This is a genomic window from Halobacterium sp. MBLA0001 (genome assembly GCF_049705385.1).
GTDB lineage: Archaea > Halobacteriota > Halobacteria > Halobacteriales > Halobacteriaceae > Halobacterium > Halobacterium salinarum.
On record NZ_JBNAMQ010000007.1, the window covers coordinates 673,749 to 688,252 of the forward strand.

Sequence of the window (14,504 nt, forward strand, 5' to 3'; positions counted from 1 at the left end):
TAAAACCATTTCGGTACGCGACCAGGGATCAGCCGCGACAGTCGCTGATACCATGCCTTCTAGTACCACGGTCGCGAGAACGTTGTGTCAGCGAACCGGCGTTACTGTTGGTCGGCGATGTGATCGACGTCCGCAAGCACCGCCGACGCCGTTGCCGCCCCGCCAGCACCCTGTCCGGACAGGTTCAGCCGCCCCGCGTGCTCGGTCTCCAACTGCACGATGTTCGTGGTCCCGGACACCGCAAGCGTCCCGTTGGCCGGCACCAACCGCGGCCCGACCCGCACGTGATCCGGCCCCACCTCCCCGATCAGCCGTATCGTCTGCCCGTCGGTCTCGGCCAGCTCCAGCGCCGACGGTGCCACCCTCGTGATCCCGTCGACGCTGACGCTGTCGAGGTCGTACTCACGGTCGCCGATCACGTTCGCGAGGATCGCACACTTCAGCGCCGCATCCGTGCCGTCCACGTCAAACGTCGGATCCGCCTCCGCGACCCCCACCTCTTGTGCCTCCGCCAGGACGTGCTCGTACCCCAGTCCCGCCGCCGCCATCCGCGACAACACGAAGTTCGCGGTCCCGTTCAGGACGCCACGGACAGCGCGCACGCGGTCGGCGCCGATGCGCTCGATGGTCGCCAGCACGGGGATCGCACCCCCAACAGTCGCTTCGAACCGGAGGTTGCCCGCGCTCGCCGCCGCCAGCTCGCACACTCCAGCGTAGCGCTCGGCGACCGGGCCCTTGTTCGCGAGCACGACGTGGCGGTCCGCACTCAGCGCGCGCTCGACGTGCCCGAAACCGGGCTCGGCGTCCCCCAGCGTCGTCGGCGTCGCCTCCACGAGCACGTCGTAGTCGGCGGCCAACGCGTCACTCGGCGCTCCCGTCCCGATCTCACTCGCCGCGTCGCGCTTGCGCGCACACACCGCCGCCGCGTCCACCCCCGAGACGTCGACGACCGCGCTCGTCGAATCGGCCACCGCAACCACAGTGTGGCCGTGGGACGCGGCCTGGTCGACGACCGCCTGCCCGACCGCTCCCGCCCCCATGACGGCAAGTCTCATCGCCGATCACCCACCAGTGGCTCGATCACGCGGACGCCCGCCTCGGCGGCCACCGCTCGCACGGCCGCCAGCGCGCGCTCGGCTGCACCATCAGCCACCCCCATCCGGAGGCGCGCACTCGCCTCGTGGCCCACCCCTGGCTCGTCGGTCAACGTGAACTCCACTACCGACGCAGCCCCACACTCCTCGACGGACGCGAGCAGCTCGGACAGATCAGTGGCCACCAGATCCCCCACCAGCAGCACCGTCACCGCGTCCGCGTAGCGCTCCGCGGTGGCGTCGATGACGGTGACGCCCGCGTCCTCCAACGCCCCCACCACCGTCTCGAACCGGTCGGGCTGACACTCCACGGTCACCTCCACGGGGATGCGGCCGCGCGGCGTCACCGACCCGCGCTCGTGGAGGACCGACAGCAGGTTCCCCCCTGCGTCCGCGATCGGCGCAAGCGCAGCCAGCAACGCGCCGGGCTCGTCGGCAAGCTCCAGTCGGAGCACGTGGGTCCGATCCGCGGGCGCGGTCACGGCCACCCCACCCCCTGCGTGGCACCCCGCCGGACGCGTGTTGTCGGCCACGAGCCGGACTGCAGTCGCTCGGTGCCGACCCCGCAGCTCGGATCGCGTCCGCCTGCGAACATGAGTTGCAGTCGGACTGCTGGCTGTTATAACGCTTCGGCCGAGTCAACTCCTGCCGGCGTCGCCGAGCGCGCGACCGGCCGTCGACGCGCCACGAAATCGAAACCCCCCGCGAGAACGGATTAGAAGTGCGTGATGCTCTCGGGCAGCTCCGTCTTCATGCCCTTGCGCTCGCGGATCTCCATGATGATCTCCCGCTGGAGGTTGTCCGCCATGACGCGGAACCCAGCGTTCTCGGTGTTCCAGGACGCCCGCCCCTCGGTCGCCGAGCGGATGTCACTGGAGAACCCGATCATCTCGTCGACCGGTGCGATGCCCTCGACGACCATGAGGTCGCCTTCCTGGTACATGTCGTCGACGCGACCGCGCCGGCCCTGCACCTCGCCGGACGCAGCGCCCATGTGCTCGGACGGGACGTCGATGCGGACGTCCTGAATCGGCTCCAGCAGCCGGATGTCGGCGTCGATGAGCGCGCGGTGGACGGCGTCCCGAGTCGCCGGGATTACCTGCGCCGGACCGCGGTGGATGGCGTCCTCGTGGAGGCGCGCGTCGTGCAGGCGGATGAGCGCACCCTCGACGGGTTCGGCCGCCAGCGGACCGTCCTCCAGGGAGTCGGTGAGGCCGTCGACGACCAGCTCCATCGTCTCGTTGAGGTGCTGAATCCCCTTCGTGTCGTCGATGAAGATGTTGCGCCCGATGATGTTCTCGACGTCCTGTGACGTCTCCTTGTCCATGCCCGCCTCCTGGAGGACCTCGCGGCGCTCCTGTTCGGGCATGTCCATCGACACCTCGCCCAGGCGGATCTCCTCGAGCACGTCGTCGCTGAGCTGCTCGACGGTGATGTAGAACTTGTTGTGGCGGTTCGGCGAGACGCCCTCGACTTCCTGGGAGTCGCTGGTCGGCGTCTCACGGTAGACGACGATCGGCTCCCCAGTCGTGACGGGGATGCCCTGGTTGCGCTCGATGCGCTGGGTCTGGACTTCCAGGTGGAGTTCGCCCTGCCCCGAGATGAGGTGCTCGCCGGTGTCCTCGTTGATCTCGATGGAGATCGTGGGGTCCTCCTTCGAGACTTGTCGCAGCGTCTCGATGAGCTTCGGGAGGTCGTCCATGTTCTGTGCCTCGATGGACTTCGTGATGACCGGCTCGGAGATGTGGTCGATGGACTCGAACGGCGTCATCTCCTCGTTTGAGACGGTGGAGCCGGCGATGGCGTCCTTGAGGCCGGTGACCGCGGCGATGTTGCCTGCGGGGACTTCGTCGACCTCCTCGCGCTCGCCGCCCATGTAGATCCCGACGCTCTGAACGCGGTTCTTGCCGGCCGTCCCGGAGACGTACAGCTCCTGGCCCTTCTCGAGGGTGCCGGAGAACACGCGCCCAGCCGCGATCTCGCCGGCGTGTGGGTCGACGCCGATGTCGGTCACCATCAGGACGACTTCGCCGTCCTCGTCGACGAGGCGCATCGACTCCGCGATCTCGGAGTCGGCGTCGCCACGCCAGACGGTCGGAATACGGCGGGGCTGCGCGTCGATGGGGTTCGGGAAGTGCTCGGCGACCATGTCGAGCACGACGTCGGCCAGCGGCGTCTGCTCGTGCAGCTCCTCGCGCTTGTCCGAGCGCTCCAGGTCGATGATATCCCCGAAGTCCATGCCGGTGCGCTGCATCGACGGCATCGAAACGCCCCACTTGTAGAGCGCGGACCCGAACGCCACGGTGCCGTCCTCGACGGACACCGTCCAGTCCTCGATGTCGTCTTTCTCCTCGGTCATCCCGCGGATGAGCTCGTTGACGTCGCCGATCACCGAGAGCAGGCGCTCCTGCATCTCCTCGGGGCCCTCCTGGAGCTCCGAGATGAGGCGATCGACTTTGTTGATGAACAGCGTCGGCTTGACGCCCTCGCGGAGCGCCTGCCGAACGACTGTCTCCGTCTGGGGCATCGCGCCCTCGACGGCGTCCACGACGACGAGCGCGCCGTCGACGGCGCGCATCGCGCGGGTCACGTCACCGCCGAAGTCGACGTGGCCCGGCGTGTCGATGAGGTTGATGAGGTGGTCGTCGCCCTCGTACTCGTGGGTCATCGAGACGTTTGCGGCGTCGATGGTGATGCCCCGTTCCTGTTCGTCCTCCTCGGTGTCCATCGCCAGCTGCTGGCCGGCGGTGTCCTCCGAGATCATCCCCGCCCCCGCGAGCAGGTTGTCAGTGAGGGTGGTTTTTCCGTGGTCGACGTGCGCGGCGATGGCGATGTTCCGGATCTGCTCCGGGTTGTCCATCAGCCGTTCGCACTGTTCGACAATCTTCTTTCGTCGGCCCATTGGACATTCATACTGCCAGCGGGTTCAAAAGGATAGTGCTTTGCCGGTCGCATGGCACCCGAGACGCGTGGTGTCACCCCGGAACGCGTCGGGTTCCGGGCGGTCGTTGCCCGCCGACCACCGACTTCGGAGGACGCGGGGCCTGCTGGGGGCGTAAGAGTCTTTGTCACCACTCCGCTGTGAACTATTACCATGGAGATTCGTGTGTCCGGCGCTGGCCCGGCTGCCCCCTTCTTCAGCGCCCGAGACGTCTTCGAACCCAGCCACGACCTCGACCTCCCGGTCGACGTCCACATCCGGTCGAACCCCGACGAGCGAACCTGGGCCGGCCACTACGACGACCACCACGTTCTCAACATCTCCCAGCAGGCCGCAACCTCCGTGATGGCCCGCGAGCTCGCGCTCCACGAGTTCGCCCACATGCACCGTCACGAACGCGGCCACCCCAGCCACACCCTCTCGATGGACGAAGTGCTGTTTCTCGCGCTCACCGGCCGCGAAGTCGAACAGCGCGTGCTCACCCACTGCTACCAGATCGCCAACCACGTCAAAGACATCTACGCCGACGACATCACGCTCTCGGTCGGCCCCACCGACAAACTCCGCTCGTTCCTGGAATCCGAGCTCGCGGCCGCCATCGCCGACCAGCCGGCCGACCGCCAGCAGGCCGGCCACCGACTCACCGCCGGCGCCGACCCCTCGATGACCGCGGTCAACGCCGCGTTCGCACTCGCACTCCTGGAACGCCACGACGCCATTCCCGGCGACCACCGGCTGTACGACCTCGCACACGCGGCCGGCCAGGACGCCCCCGAGATCGACGTCGACGGGTTCCGCCGCCGGTTCGCCACGCTTGGCCCCGACCCCGACGAGAGCGACTGCCGGCGCGGCCTCGTCGATACGATCCGCACGTACGCCGACGCCCAGACCACCACCACGGGCCCCGCCGCCGACTGACCACGCGTCGCTGTCCACCCGAGAGCGCGCCAAGCGGAATCACCCGACTCGGCGAAAATCGAAACCCGCCCGCGTCAGCGTGCCGCTGCTGCGACGCGTTCTTTCTCCTTTTTCTGGCCGATGGCGTACGTCTGGACGTTGTAGTCCGCCGCGCCAGCGAGCTGATTGGCAAGCGCCTCCGCGGCGTCGGTGGGCGTCTTGAACGACGCCGAATGCGCGCCGTCCGCGAGGAACTTCAGTGCCTGATCGACGCGGCGCTGCGGTGCCGTGTCGACGGCCTGGGGGACCGAGATCCCGCCGTACTTCAGGCGCACGGTCTCCTCCCGCGGGGCCGCGTTCTCGACGGCGCTCACGAGCACCTGAATGGGGTTCTCGTTGGTTCGCTCGTGGACGATGTCGAACGCGTCACGAACGATCTTCAGTGCCTGCTGTTTCTTCCCGGCGTTCGCGCCCGTCTTCATCAAGCGGTTGGCGAGCCGCTCCACGATGGAGATCTCGCTTTTCTTGAACTGCTTTTGGGCGTGTCGCCCCATCGTGTGCGCGACCGGCGTCACTGCGAGGTAGCGCCGCGTGCTCGGGTCCTCGTAGTGGATCTCCGCGACGTCCCACTTCCCGAACAGCTTCGCGTTCGCCGCGACCTCCTGGGTGTCCTCGGATTCGGCGGCTGCCTCCTCTGTCTCGTCTTCGGCTGGTTGCTCGTCGCTCATGTGTTATCGCACCGGCTTCTCAGCGTTCCCGCGAACCAGTTCGATGAGGCTCACGCCGTTGACCTTCTCGACCTTGTAGTTGACACCGGAGAGGTCGCCCATCGCGCGACCTTTCGCCCCACCGATCCCGGCGATGGTGACCTCGTCGTGCTCGTCGATGAACGAGATCGCACCGTCACCGGGGCAGAACGCAGTCACCTGCTTGCCGTTCTTGATGAGCTGCACCCGAACACACTTCCGGATCGCGGAGTTCGGCTGCTTCGCTTCGATGCCGACCTTCTCGAGTACGATGCCACGCCCCTGTGGGGCTCCCTCAAGGGGGTCGGACTTCTTACCGAGGCCCCGCTCTCGCCGCGCGTACTCAGAATCGGACCACCGGCGCTGCTGGCGGTCCTTCTTGAGTTTGCGAGCGGCGTACTTGCCGTTCGTCATACAGCCGAGTATCCCGCGGAGGCACTTAAGCCCGACCTTTTGCCCTGCGCTCGGTCGTGTTACTCCCTCGTCTGTCCACGGGCGGCGACGAAGCGAGCGGCAGGAAAGCGGAGTGCTTTCAGCGCAGCCCTTGCCAGCGCCCGAGAGAGCGCAGCGAACGGGACTACGTCAGCTGGATGTCGTCGATGTCGAAGTGGCGGGCGGCCAACTCCTTGGCGGTCTCGATGTTCGTGCCGTCAGCACCGATCGCGACGCCCTTGTCCTCGTGGGCGACTTCCGCGTACGCGACCGTCGTGTCGTTCTCGCTGACCGTGACGTTGTAGACCGCCGCCGGCGAGAGCGCGTTCGCCACGAACCCCTCGGCGGTCGGGGCATCCTCGACGAGCACCACGCTGCGCCCGAGCGTCGCTTCAAGCGCGTCGACGCGGCTCCCGCCGTCGCCGATGGCGGCCCCCATCTCGCCCGCAGTGACGACGTACACCACCCGGTCGTCGTCGGGCAGGCAATCGACGGCCGTCGCGTCGGTCTCCGTCTCGAAGACGGCGATGAGCTGGCGCGCCTCATCTGAGAGCCGGATGGTCATCAGTCCGACGTCTGTGTCGCGCCCATCCGGAGGTCAACGTCACCAGTTCCGAGCCGAACCGGCTTCCCGACGATCACGTTCTCGATGACGCCGTCGAGGTCGTCGCTCTCGCCGTGGATCGCCGCGTCCAGGAGGTGGTTCACCGTCACCTCGAAGGCGGCCCGCGCGAGCACGGAGTTCTTGTTCCCCGAGATGCCGTGGCGGCCGATCGACTCGATGGTGCCGTCGTTGGTCATGATGTCGGCGACCAACATCAGGTGGCGGATGTTCACGTCGTCGAGGCCCTGCTCTTCGAGGGTGGTCATCGTCTCGTTGATGATCGCCTCCCGAGCGGCCTCGATGCCGAGGGTCTTGTGCACCTCGTGGATGTTGTTACACGACGTGCGCGTGGCGTCGACGCCCTCGATCTTGAGCGCCTTCTTGAACGCCGACCCCTCGGTGTAGAGGACGAACTCCTCGCCGCGGTCGGTTTCTTCGCGCCGGATCACGACCCGGGACACCTCCTCGATGCCCTTGAACACGATGTCCCGGAGCTGCTCGACCAGCTGCAGGAGCTCCCGGTACGACGGCTCGCTCGGTCCGAACTCCAGGATCGTGCCGTCCTGGGTCACCGTCACACCGAGGTTCCCCTCGATCGTCTCCGCGACCTCCCCCGCGATCTGCGTCGTGGAGTCAACCCGCGGCCACCGCTCCTGGAGCGTGTCCTCGTTGAGGTCGATGCGGACGACCATGTCCGCGACGTTCGTGGAGATGTCGCCCAGCGCGAGGATCTTCGTGGCCTCGATCTTCCAGACGACCTCGTGGGCGCGCTCGCGCTCCTCGGCGTACTCGTCCTCCAAGTACACCTCCATCACCGGCGTGTCCGGCGTCTTCCGGGCGTCCACGAGCTCGATGAGCCGCGGCAGCCCCTGTGTCACGTCCATCTCCGCGACGCCCGCGTAGTGGAACGTGTTCATGGTCATCTGCGTCCCCGGCTCCCCGATGGACTGTGCGCTCACCGTCCCCACTGGGTCGAGCGGGTCGACGCGCGTGTCCAAATATTGGGCCTCAACCGCGGTGGCGATCTCGTTCGCCTGGGACTTCGTGACCCCGCGCTCCTCGGCGGTCGCGAGCACCTCGTCTTTCAGCCGCCGTGGCAACTCGGTGTCCTCGATCACGTCGTGGACGCCGTCCGTCACGTCGAACTCAGTCATCCGATTCCACCTCCCAGGCGGCGCCGTGCTCGGAGAGGTTCGTCGGCGGCTCCTCGACCTCCAGGAACTCGGCCTTCTGGGTGTCGCTGTCGAACTCCGAGTTCAGGATGCGGTCGGCGACGTGCTCGACGTCGATGTCGACCTCCTCGTTGGAGGACACCTGCACCGGACTGGTGCCGTCCTCCCCGAACTCGAACTGCACGATCGTGTCGCTGGTGTCCCGCACGGTGCCGTCGTACTGCGTCTCCAGCTCCGACAGCGCGTTGATCAGCCGGCGCTGCAGGTAGCCGGACTTCGACGTCCGGACTGCCGTGTCAACCAGCCCCTCGCGGCCCCCCATCGCGTGGAAGAAGAACTCCTTCGGGGTCAGCCCGCTGGTGTAGGAGTTCTCCACGAAGCCATGGGCCTCACTGGAGAGGTCGTTGGGCGCGAAATGGGAGAGCGTGCGGTCCTCGTAGCCGCGGTTGATGCGCTCGCCACGAACCGCCTGCTGGCCGACACACCCCGCCATCTGCGTGAGGTTCAACATCGACCCACGCGCGCCGGAGTTCGCCATCACGACCGCGGGGTTGTCCTCGTCGAAGTTCTCCTCGGCGACGTCCCCGGCGGAGTCCCGAGCCTTTCCGAGCGTCTGCATGATCTTCATCTCCAGGGTCTCGTCGACCGTGCGGCCGGGCAGGCTCTCTAGGTCCCCGTTCTCGTAGGTCTCGATGAGTTCCTGCACGCGGTCGTACGCCGACTGGATCGCCTCGTCGATGCGCTCGCGGGCCTCCGTCGACACCGTCTCGTCGTCGATGCCGATCGAGAACCCGAAGTGCATGATCGACCGCATCGCCAGCGACGCGACCTCGTTGATGAAGATGCGGGCGCGCGTGTTCCCGTGGACTTTCGTGATGGTGTCCACGATCTCACTGCCGTACTCTCCGACCTCGTCGTCGGCGATGGTGCCCGCTTCGAGCTGTCCGTCGTTGATGACGACGGTGTCACCCGTCGTGCCGGTGAACTCAAGCGAGAGGTCGTCGGGCAGCAACTCGGAGAAGATCTGGTGGCCGGTCCAGTACTGGTCGCCGTCCTCGTCGGTGCCGGCGGCCGCCGGCAGCTCGTCGATCCGGGTCTGCCGGAGCAGGTCCGACGCCTGCGTCTCGTTGAACCGCGGATTGTCGTTCGTGAGCAGGTACGTCCCCGAGATGTGGTCCTGGATCGCGCCGATGATGTTCTCCCCGAACCGCGGGGAGAGGATCTGCTCTTGGACGCGCATCAGCACGCGCGCCTCGGCCCGCGCCTCCTCGTTCTGGAGGGCGTGCATGTTCATCTCGTCGCCGTCGAAGTCGGCGTTGTACGGCGGACAGACGACCGTATTCAGGCGGAACGTCTTGTACGGCATCACCACGACCTCGTGGGCCATGATCGACATCCGGTGCAGCGACGGCTGCCGGTTGAAGATGATGATGTCGCCGTCGATGAGGTGGCGCTGGACCTCCCAGCCGGGCTCGACGCGCTCGGCGAGCTCCTCACACACCTTCTCGGTGACGCGCACGCGACGGCCGTCGGGCCGGGTGACGTAGTTCGCGCCCGGATGCCCCTCGGGGCCGTTCCGGACGTAGCGTCGGGCGCGCTCGAGGTTCTGCTCGTTGACGACCATCGTCTGTGTCATCTCCGTCGCCACCCGATCCGGCACCCCGACCTCGTTCAGCGACAGCGTGGGGTCCGGCGAGATGACGGTCCGGGCGGAGAAGTTCACGCGTTTCCCCGAGAGGCTGCCGCGGAACCGCCCCTCTTTGCCCTTGAGGCGCTGGGATAGCGTCTTCAGCGGGCGGCCGGACCGGTGTCGCGCCGGCGGCGTCCCGCTGATCTCGTTGTCCATGAACGTCGTGACGTGGTACTGCAACAGCTCCCAGAGGTCCTCGATGATGAGCTGTGGCGCACCCGCCTCGCGGTTCTCCATGAACCGCTGGTTGATGCGGATGATGTCCACCAGCTTGTGCGTGAGGTCGTCCTCGCTGCGCTGGCCGTTGTCAAGCGTGATCGACGGTCGCGCCGTCACCGGCGGCACCGGTAGCACCGTCAGGATCATCCACTCGGGCCGACTGCGGTCCGAGTTCACGCCCAGCGCTTCGAGGTCCTCGCCGGGGATGTCCTCGAACCAGTCCCGGATGTCCGACGGCATCAGCTTGTTCATGTCCTCGGTGGTGAGGTCCGCGCCGATGGCCGTCTCGATGGCCTCGCGGTCCTCTCGGCGCGGCCGGAACTCCCCGGAGAGGATCTCGTTGATCCGGCTGATGTCGATGTCGGTCTGCTCGGCGAGCTCCTGGGGGCTCACGCCAGCGTCGTCCTCGTCCTCGTCGGGCTGCATCGACGCCGCGATGCGCTCGCTGTAATCCGACGCCAACACCTGCTGGACCTCGTAGTACGTCGTCGGCTTCTCGTGTTTGACGTCGTACTGGACCTCCCCGCAGTGCGGGCAGTGGTCTTTCTTGCGGGCCTCACGGATCGCCGCCGTCATCACGTCAGAGACGTCCTGGCGGAGGCTCCGCGTCCGATCGAGGTTCTCCCGGTACTCGTCTTTCTCCTCCTCGGTGAGCAGCAGGCTCGCGCACTCCCGACACGTCCCACGCAGGAGCCGGCGGATGAGCTTCGAGAACCCCACGTGAATCACCGGGGCCGCGAGCTCGATGTGGCCGAAGTGGCCGTTGCAGCCGCCCGAGCGCTGCCCACACGTCTTGCACTCCAGGCCCGGGTCGATGACGCCCAGTCGGGGGTCCATCAGCCCCATGTCGATCGGGAAGCCGTCGTCGTCGTACGTGTCCGCCGTGATGACCTTCGTGGCGGACATGTCGCGGTACTCCTCTGGGTCCATCAGCCCGAAGCTGATTTCGCCGATTTCCTTGGGGGCTTGTCCTGCACTCATTACACTGCCTCCTCCAGTTCCAGGCGCGGCGCGATGCCGAGCGCCTTCATCTCGTCGAGTAGAAGCTTGAATGCGTAACTCATCTCGATGCTGTGTACGTCGGTCTCCTCCTCGCAGTTCGGACAGTACACCCGGCGCTGCTCGTAGTTCTCCACGGCCGTCATGCCGCAGTTCCCACACACGTGGATCTCCTCGCGGTCCGAGGAATCGAGCAGGCGCTCTTTGAGCACCATCGCCGCGCCGTGCCCGATGACGGTGTCACGCTCCATCTCACCGACCCGCAGTCCGCCCTCGCGGGCGCGACCCTCGGTGGGTTGTCGGGTCAGCACCTGCACCGGCCCCTTCGACCGGGCGTGGAGCTTGTTCGACACCATGTGGTAGAGCTTGTGGTAGAAGATCGTCCCCACGAAGATCTCGGCCTCGATTTTCTCCCCGGACACCCCGGAGTACATGACCTCCTTGCCGGAGGATTTGAAGCCGCGGTCTTCGAGCGTGCCACGGATCTCGTCCTCGCCCTCGCCGGTGAACGGCGTGCCGTCGACGGACCGCCCGTCCAGCGACCCCGCCTTCCCGCCGAGCATCTCCAGCACGTGGCCGACCGTCATCCGCGACGGCAACGCGTGGGGGTTCAACACGAGGTCCGGCACCACGCCTTCCTGCGTGAACGGCATGTCTTCCTGGGGCGCGAGGTGGCCGACGACGCCCTTCTGGCCGTGTCGGCTCGCGAACTTGTCGCCGAGCTCCGGGATGCGCTCGTCGCGCACGGAGACTTTCGCGAGCTTCGAGCCGTCCTCGCCCTCCATCAGCGTCACCGTGTCGACGACGCCGTCCTCGCCCGACCGCATCGTCACCGACGTTTCGCGGCGCTTCTGCGGGCTCAGCCCGCCCATGTCCTCGGGTTCTTCGAGGAACCGTGGCGGACTCGTCTTCCCCAACAGCACCGACGAATCGTCGACTTTCGTCTCGGGGTTCACCAGGCCGTCGTCGTCGAGGTGCGTGTACGCGTCCTCACCGCGTGCGCCTCGCACGTCGTCGCCGGGGATCTCGAAGCGGTCTTCCTGGCCGCCAGGGTAGCGGCGCTCCTCGCCCTCGTACGTGCGGAAGAAATGCGATCGGGAGAGCGCGCGCTCCACGGACCCCTTGTTCATGACCAGGGCGTCCTCGATGTTGAACCCCTCGTAGGACATCACGGCGACGACGAAGTTCTGGCCCGCCGGCCGGTCGTCGTAGCCGATCTGCTCGGTCGTCTGGGTGTTCACCATCGCCTTCTGCGGGTAATGCAGGAGGTGTTGGCGGGTGTCCGGTCGGATGCGGTAGTTCGCCGCCGGCAGCCCCAGACTCTGTTTCATCATCCCCGCCCCCATCGTAATCCGGGGGCTGGCGTTGTGCTCGGGGTACGGGATCATCCCCGCACCGATCCCGAAGATGAGCTGCGGGTCGATTTCGAGGTGCGTGTGGTCGGTCGTGAGCTCCTCCTCCTCGACGCCCACGAGGATGTCCTCTTCCTCCTCGGCGTCGATGAACTCGACTTTCCCCGCCTCAACGAGGTCCTCGAAGTCGATGTCGCCGTTCTTGACGGCCTCCACTTCCTCCTGGGTGACCACCGGCTCGCCGTTCTCCACGACCAGCAGCGGCCGGCGTGCCCGGCCAGCGTCCGCGTTCACGATGACCTCACCGGTGCGGTCCCTGACCGAGACGTTCACCATCTCGGAGACCTCACCGCGGCGGCGCGCCTCCCGGATCTGTTCTGCTAACTCTTCGGGGTTCTCGTGTGTTCCAACCAGACTCCCGTTGACGTAGACTTTGGCTTCGCGTTCCGTACTCATGTTAGTCGTCCGCGGACGTCGTCGATGTCGTTTCCATGCTGATGCCGGGGATTCCCTCCACACCCATCGAGGACAGCTCCTGTTTGAGGTCCCGCTCGTCGTCGACGTCCTGTGAGAGCTCCATCGCCTGCGCGAAGTTCTTCACCAGCCCACAGTTCGGGCCTTCCGGCGTCTCGGACGGACAGATGCGCCCCCACTGGGTGGCGTGTAGGTCCCGCGCTTCGAAGTGCGGCTGGGAGCGGCTGAGCGGACTGCGCAGGCGGCGCAGGTGGCTGAGCACACCCATGAAGTCGGTGCGGTCGACGAGCTGACTCACGCCGGACCGCCCACCAACCCAGTTCCCGGTCGCGATCGGGTGTTCGAGGCGCTCGGTCAACACGTCGGACCGAACCACCGTGTTCACCGTGAGTTCGCGGTTCCGCATGTTCGCGCGCTCCAGCTGGTATTTCACGTCACGCGCGAGCTTGTTCAGCGCCGTTCGGAACAGGTCTTTCATCAGGTCTCCGGAGACCTTCAGGCGCTTGTTCGCGTAGTGGTCCTTGTCGTCGGCCTCGCGGCGGCCGAGCGCCAACTCGAAGCACGCTTCGGCCATCCGGCAGAGGTAGTACGCCTTGTTGATGCGTGTCTCCTCTTCCTCGACGCCGTCCTCGTGGAGGTGTGGGAGGAGATAGCGGTCGATGACGTAGTTCGCGCGCTTGAGCTGGTAGTTCTTGCCCTGCCCGGAGGCGACGCGCTGGCCCAGGTCCTCGATGGCTTCCTCCTGGGTCTGGACGTCGGCTTCCTCCAGGTTCTCCAGCATGAACTTCACGATCTCGGGGTCCTCGCTGACCCGGTGGACGATCTCCTCGTCGGACTCCAACCCGAGCGCGCGCACGAGCGTTACGAAGCTGATCGACCCGGAGACCGACGGGAACGACACCTCAAGCAGGCCCTCGCGGTTGCGCTCGACGAGCACGAGCGCGCGGTAGCCGCGGCGCTGGCTGAACGTCTTCGCCACCTGAATTTCGTCGCCGTACTTGGAGTCGTACTCGGCGAGGATCTTGTTCGGCGCGAGGTCCTCGCTGGTCATCAACACGCGCTCGCTGCCGTTGATGATGAAATACCCCCCGGGGTCGGCCGGGTCCTCACCGATCTCGATGAGTTCCTCGTCGCTGAACCCGGAAATGTTGCATTTGTCCGAGCCCACCATGATGGGCATCCGACCGACCTTCGTTTCGGTCGTGTCGAGGACACGCTCCTCTTCTTCTTCGCCACCACGCACGATGCTCATCTCCATGAACACGGGCGCCGAGTACGTGATGTTCCGCAGCCGCGCTTCCTGTGGGTACAGCAGCTCCTCGCTGCCGTCGGCCTCCCTGACGCGGGGCGTGACGGCTCGAACGTCACCGAGCTCAACCCACACCGGCTCTTCGTCCTCTTTGTCGCCGATGTCCGTCTCGATGCGTTCTTTCTCGGTGACGACATCCTGCATGCCGTGTTCGAGGAACGCGTTGTACGAGCGGAAGTGGTGTTCGGCGAGGCGTTCTTTCGAGAAGTACGATTCGGACAGTTCGCGTTTGTCTTCCTGTAGCATCTATTCGATCACCAGTCGGTACACGACGGCTTCGTCTGTGGTTCGCGAGTCCCGAACGATCTCCACGACGTCCCCGATTTCGGCGTTGTCGGGCAGCGCTGGATCCTTGTATTTGATCTTCGGAAGCTCCGTGCGGTCGATGTCGTAGTCCGCAAGCACTCCGTCGAGTGTCTCCTCATCGAGAACGGTGTGCTCGGGTACGAGTTCGTGTTGGCTTACGTCTACCATGGGTGCACCTGCGTGGGGGGAGAACTGACTCTCACGAGATACTACAGGCCAGTTGCTGCCCACAGCATTTAAGCCTTGTCAACCACGGGGCGCGCGAACGG

At 66.3% G+C, this 14,504-nt stretch carries 12 protein-coding genes; 1 reads left to right on the top strand and 11 read right to left on the bottom strand.

Going from position 1 to position 14,504, the window contains the following annotated elements:
- Positions 1-101: 101 nt before the first annotated feature.
- From ACOZ32_RS04755 to ACOZ32_RS04765, 3 genes are all read right to left on the bottom strand, one after another.
- On the bottom strand, positions 102-1,055 hold the full coding sequence (locus ACOZ32_RS04755) for a homoserine dehydrogenase (protein ID WP_424334971.1): 954 nt from the start codon (positions 1,053-1,055) through the stop codon (positions 102-104).
- Positions 1,052-1,576, bottom strand: a complete 525-nt coding sequence (locus tag ACOZ32_RS04760) for an amino acid-binding protein (protein ID WP_285271767.1) — start codon at positions 1,574-1,576, stop codon at positions 1,052-1,054. The genes ACOZ32_RS04755 and ACOZ32_RS04760 overlap by 4 nt, the downstream gene beginning before the upstream one ends.
- 233 nt (positions 1,577-1,809) lie before the next feature.
- Positions 1,810-3,996: an elongation factor EF-2 gene (locus ACOZ32_RS04765; RefSeq protein ID WP_010903990.1), complete on the bottom strand. Its 2,187-nt coding sequence runs from the start codon at positions 3,994-3,996 to the stop codon at positions 1,810-1,812.
- Between the two features lie 192 nt (positions 3,997-4,188).
- On the opposite strand from ACOZ32_RS04765, the gene ACOZ32_RS04770 reads away from it, so the two are divergent.
- Positions 4,189-4,953: a DUF5781 family protein gene (locus tag ACOZ32_RS04770; RefSeq protein ID WP_010903991.1), complete on the top strand. Its 765-nt coding sequence runs from the start codon at positions 4,189-4,191 to the stop codon at positions 4,951-4,953.
- A 74-nt stretch (positions 4,954-5,027) separates the two neighbouring features.
- On the opposite strand, the gene ACOZ32_RS04775 is transcribed toward ACOZ32_RS04770, so the two are convergent.
- From ACOZ32_RS04775 to ACOZ32_RS04810, 8 genes are all read right to left on the bottom strand, one after another.
- Positions 5,028-5,660 (bottom strand): 30S ribosomal protein S7, encoded by a 633-nt coding sequence (locus ACOZ32_RS04775; protein WP_285254018.1) that lies wholly within the window; start codon positions 5,658-5,660, stop codon positions 5,028-5,030.
- 3 nt (positions 5,661-5,663) lie between these two features.
- Positions 5,664-6,092, bottom strand: a complete 429-nt coding sequence (locus tag ACOZ32_RS04780; protein WP_010903993.1) for a 30S ribosomal protein S12 — start codon at positions 6,090-6,092, stop codon at positions 5,664-5,666.
- Positions 6,093-6,255: 163 nt separating this feature from the next.
- Entirely contained in the window at positions 6,256-6,675 is a 420-nt protein-coding gene (locus tag ACOZ32_RS04785) for a NusA-like transcription termination signal-binding factor (protein WP_010903994.1), read from the bottom strand.
- Complete coding sequence (gene rpoA2, locus ACOZ32_RS04790) at positions 6,675-7,868, bottom strand: DNA-directed RNA polymerase subunit A'' (RefSeq protein ID WP_136361011.1); 1,194 nt, start codon at positions 7,866-7,868, stop codon at positions 6,675-6,677. The genes ACOZ32_RS04785 and rpoA2 overlap by 1 nt, the downstream gene beginning before the upstream one ends.
- Complete coding sequence (locus ACOZ32_RS04795) at positions 7,861-10,776, bottom strand: DNA-directed RNA polymerase subunit A' (protein ID WP_285254017.1); 2,916 nt, start codon at positions 10,774-10,776, stop codon at positions 7,861-7,863. Before ACOZ32_RS04795 ends, rpoA2 begins: the two co-directional genes overlap by 8 nt.
- On the bottom strand, positions 10,776-12,602 hold the full coding sequence (rpoB, locus tag ACOZ32_RS04800; RefSeq protein WP_010903997.1) for a DNA-directed RNA polymerase subunit B: 1,827 nt from the start codon (positions 12,600-12,602) through the stop codon (positions 10,776-10,778). Before rpoB ends, ACOZ32_RS04795 begins: the two co-directional genes overlap by 1 nt.
- 1 nt (position 12,603) lies before the next feature.
- Positions 12,604-14,175: a DNA-directed RNA polymerase subunit B'' gene (locus ACOZ32_RS04805; RefSeq protein ID WP_010903998.1), complete on the bottom strand. Its 1,572-nt coding sequence runs from the start codon at positions 14,173-14,175 to the stop codon at positions 12,604-12,606.
- Positions 14,176-14,403 (bottom strand): DNA-directed RNA polymerase subunit H, encoded by a 228-nt coding sequence (locus ACOZ32_RS04810; protein WP_010903999.1) that lies wholly within the window; start codon positions 14,401-14,403, stop codon positions 14,176-14,178.
- Between the last annotated feature and the right edge of the window lie 101 nt (positions 14,404-14,504).

Bases quoted from the DNA above. Each gene is read 5' to 3' on its own strand.
- ACOZ32_RS04755 (WP_424334971.1), bottom strand. From the start codon at position 1,055: ATGAGACTTGCCGTCATGGGGGCGGGAGCGGTCGGGCAGGCGGTCGTC.
- ACOZ32_RS04765 (WP_010903990.1), bottom strand. From the start codon at position 3,996: ATGGGCCGACGAAAGAAGATTGTCGAACAGTGCGAACGGCTGATGGAC.
- ACOZ32_RS04770 (WP_010903991.1), top strand. From the start codon at position 4,189: ATGGAGATTCGTGTGTCCGGCGCTGGCCCGGCTGCCCCCTTCTTCAGC.
- ACOZ32_RS04805 (WP_010903998.1), bottom strand. From the start codon at position 14,175: ATGCTACAGGAAGACAAACGCGAACTGTCCGAATCGTACTTCTCGAAA.
- rpoB (WP_010903997.1), bottom strand. From the start codon at position 12,602: ATGAGTACGGAACGCGAAGCCAAAGTCTACGTCAACGGGAGTCTGGTT.
- rpoA2 (WP_136361011.1), bottom strand. From the start codon at position 7,868: ATGACTGAGTTCGACGTGACGGACGGCGTCCACGACGTGATCGAGGAC.
- ACOZ32_RS04795 (WP_285254017.1), bottom strand. From the start codon at position 10,776: ATGAGTGCAGGACAAGCCCCCAAGGAAATCGGCGAAATCAGCTTCGGG.
- ACOZ32_RS04780 (WP_010903993.1), bottom strand. From the start codon at position 6,092: ATGACGAACGGCAAGTACGCCGCTCGCAAACTCAAGAAGGACCGCCAG.
- ACOZ32_RS04810 (WP_010903999.1), bottom strand. From the start codon at position 14,403: ATGGTAGACGTAAGCCAACACGAACTCGTACCCGAGCACACCGTTCTC.
- ACOZ32_RS04775 (WP_285254018.1), bottom strand. From the start codon at position 5,660: ATGAGCGACGAGCAACCAGCCGAAGACGAGACAGAGGAGGCAGCCGCC.
- ACOZ32_RS04785 (WP_010903994.1), bottom strand. From the start codon at position 6,675: ATGACCATCCGGCTCTCAGATGAGGCGCGCCAGCTCATCGCCGTCTTC.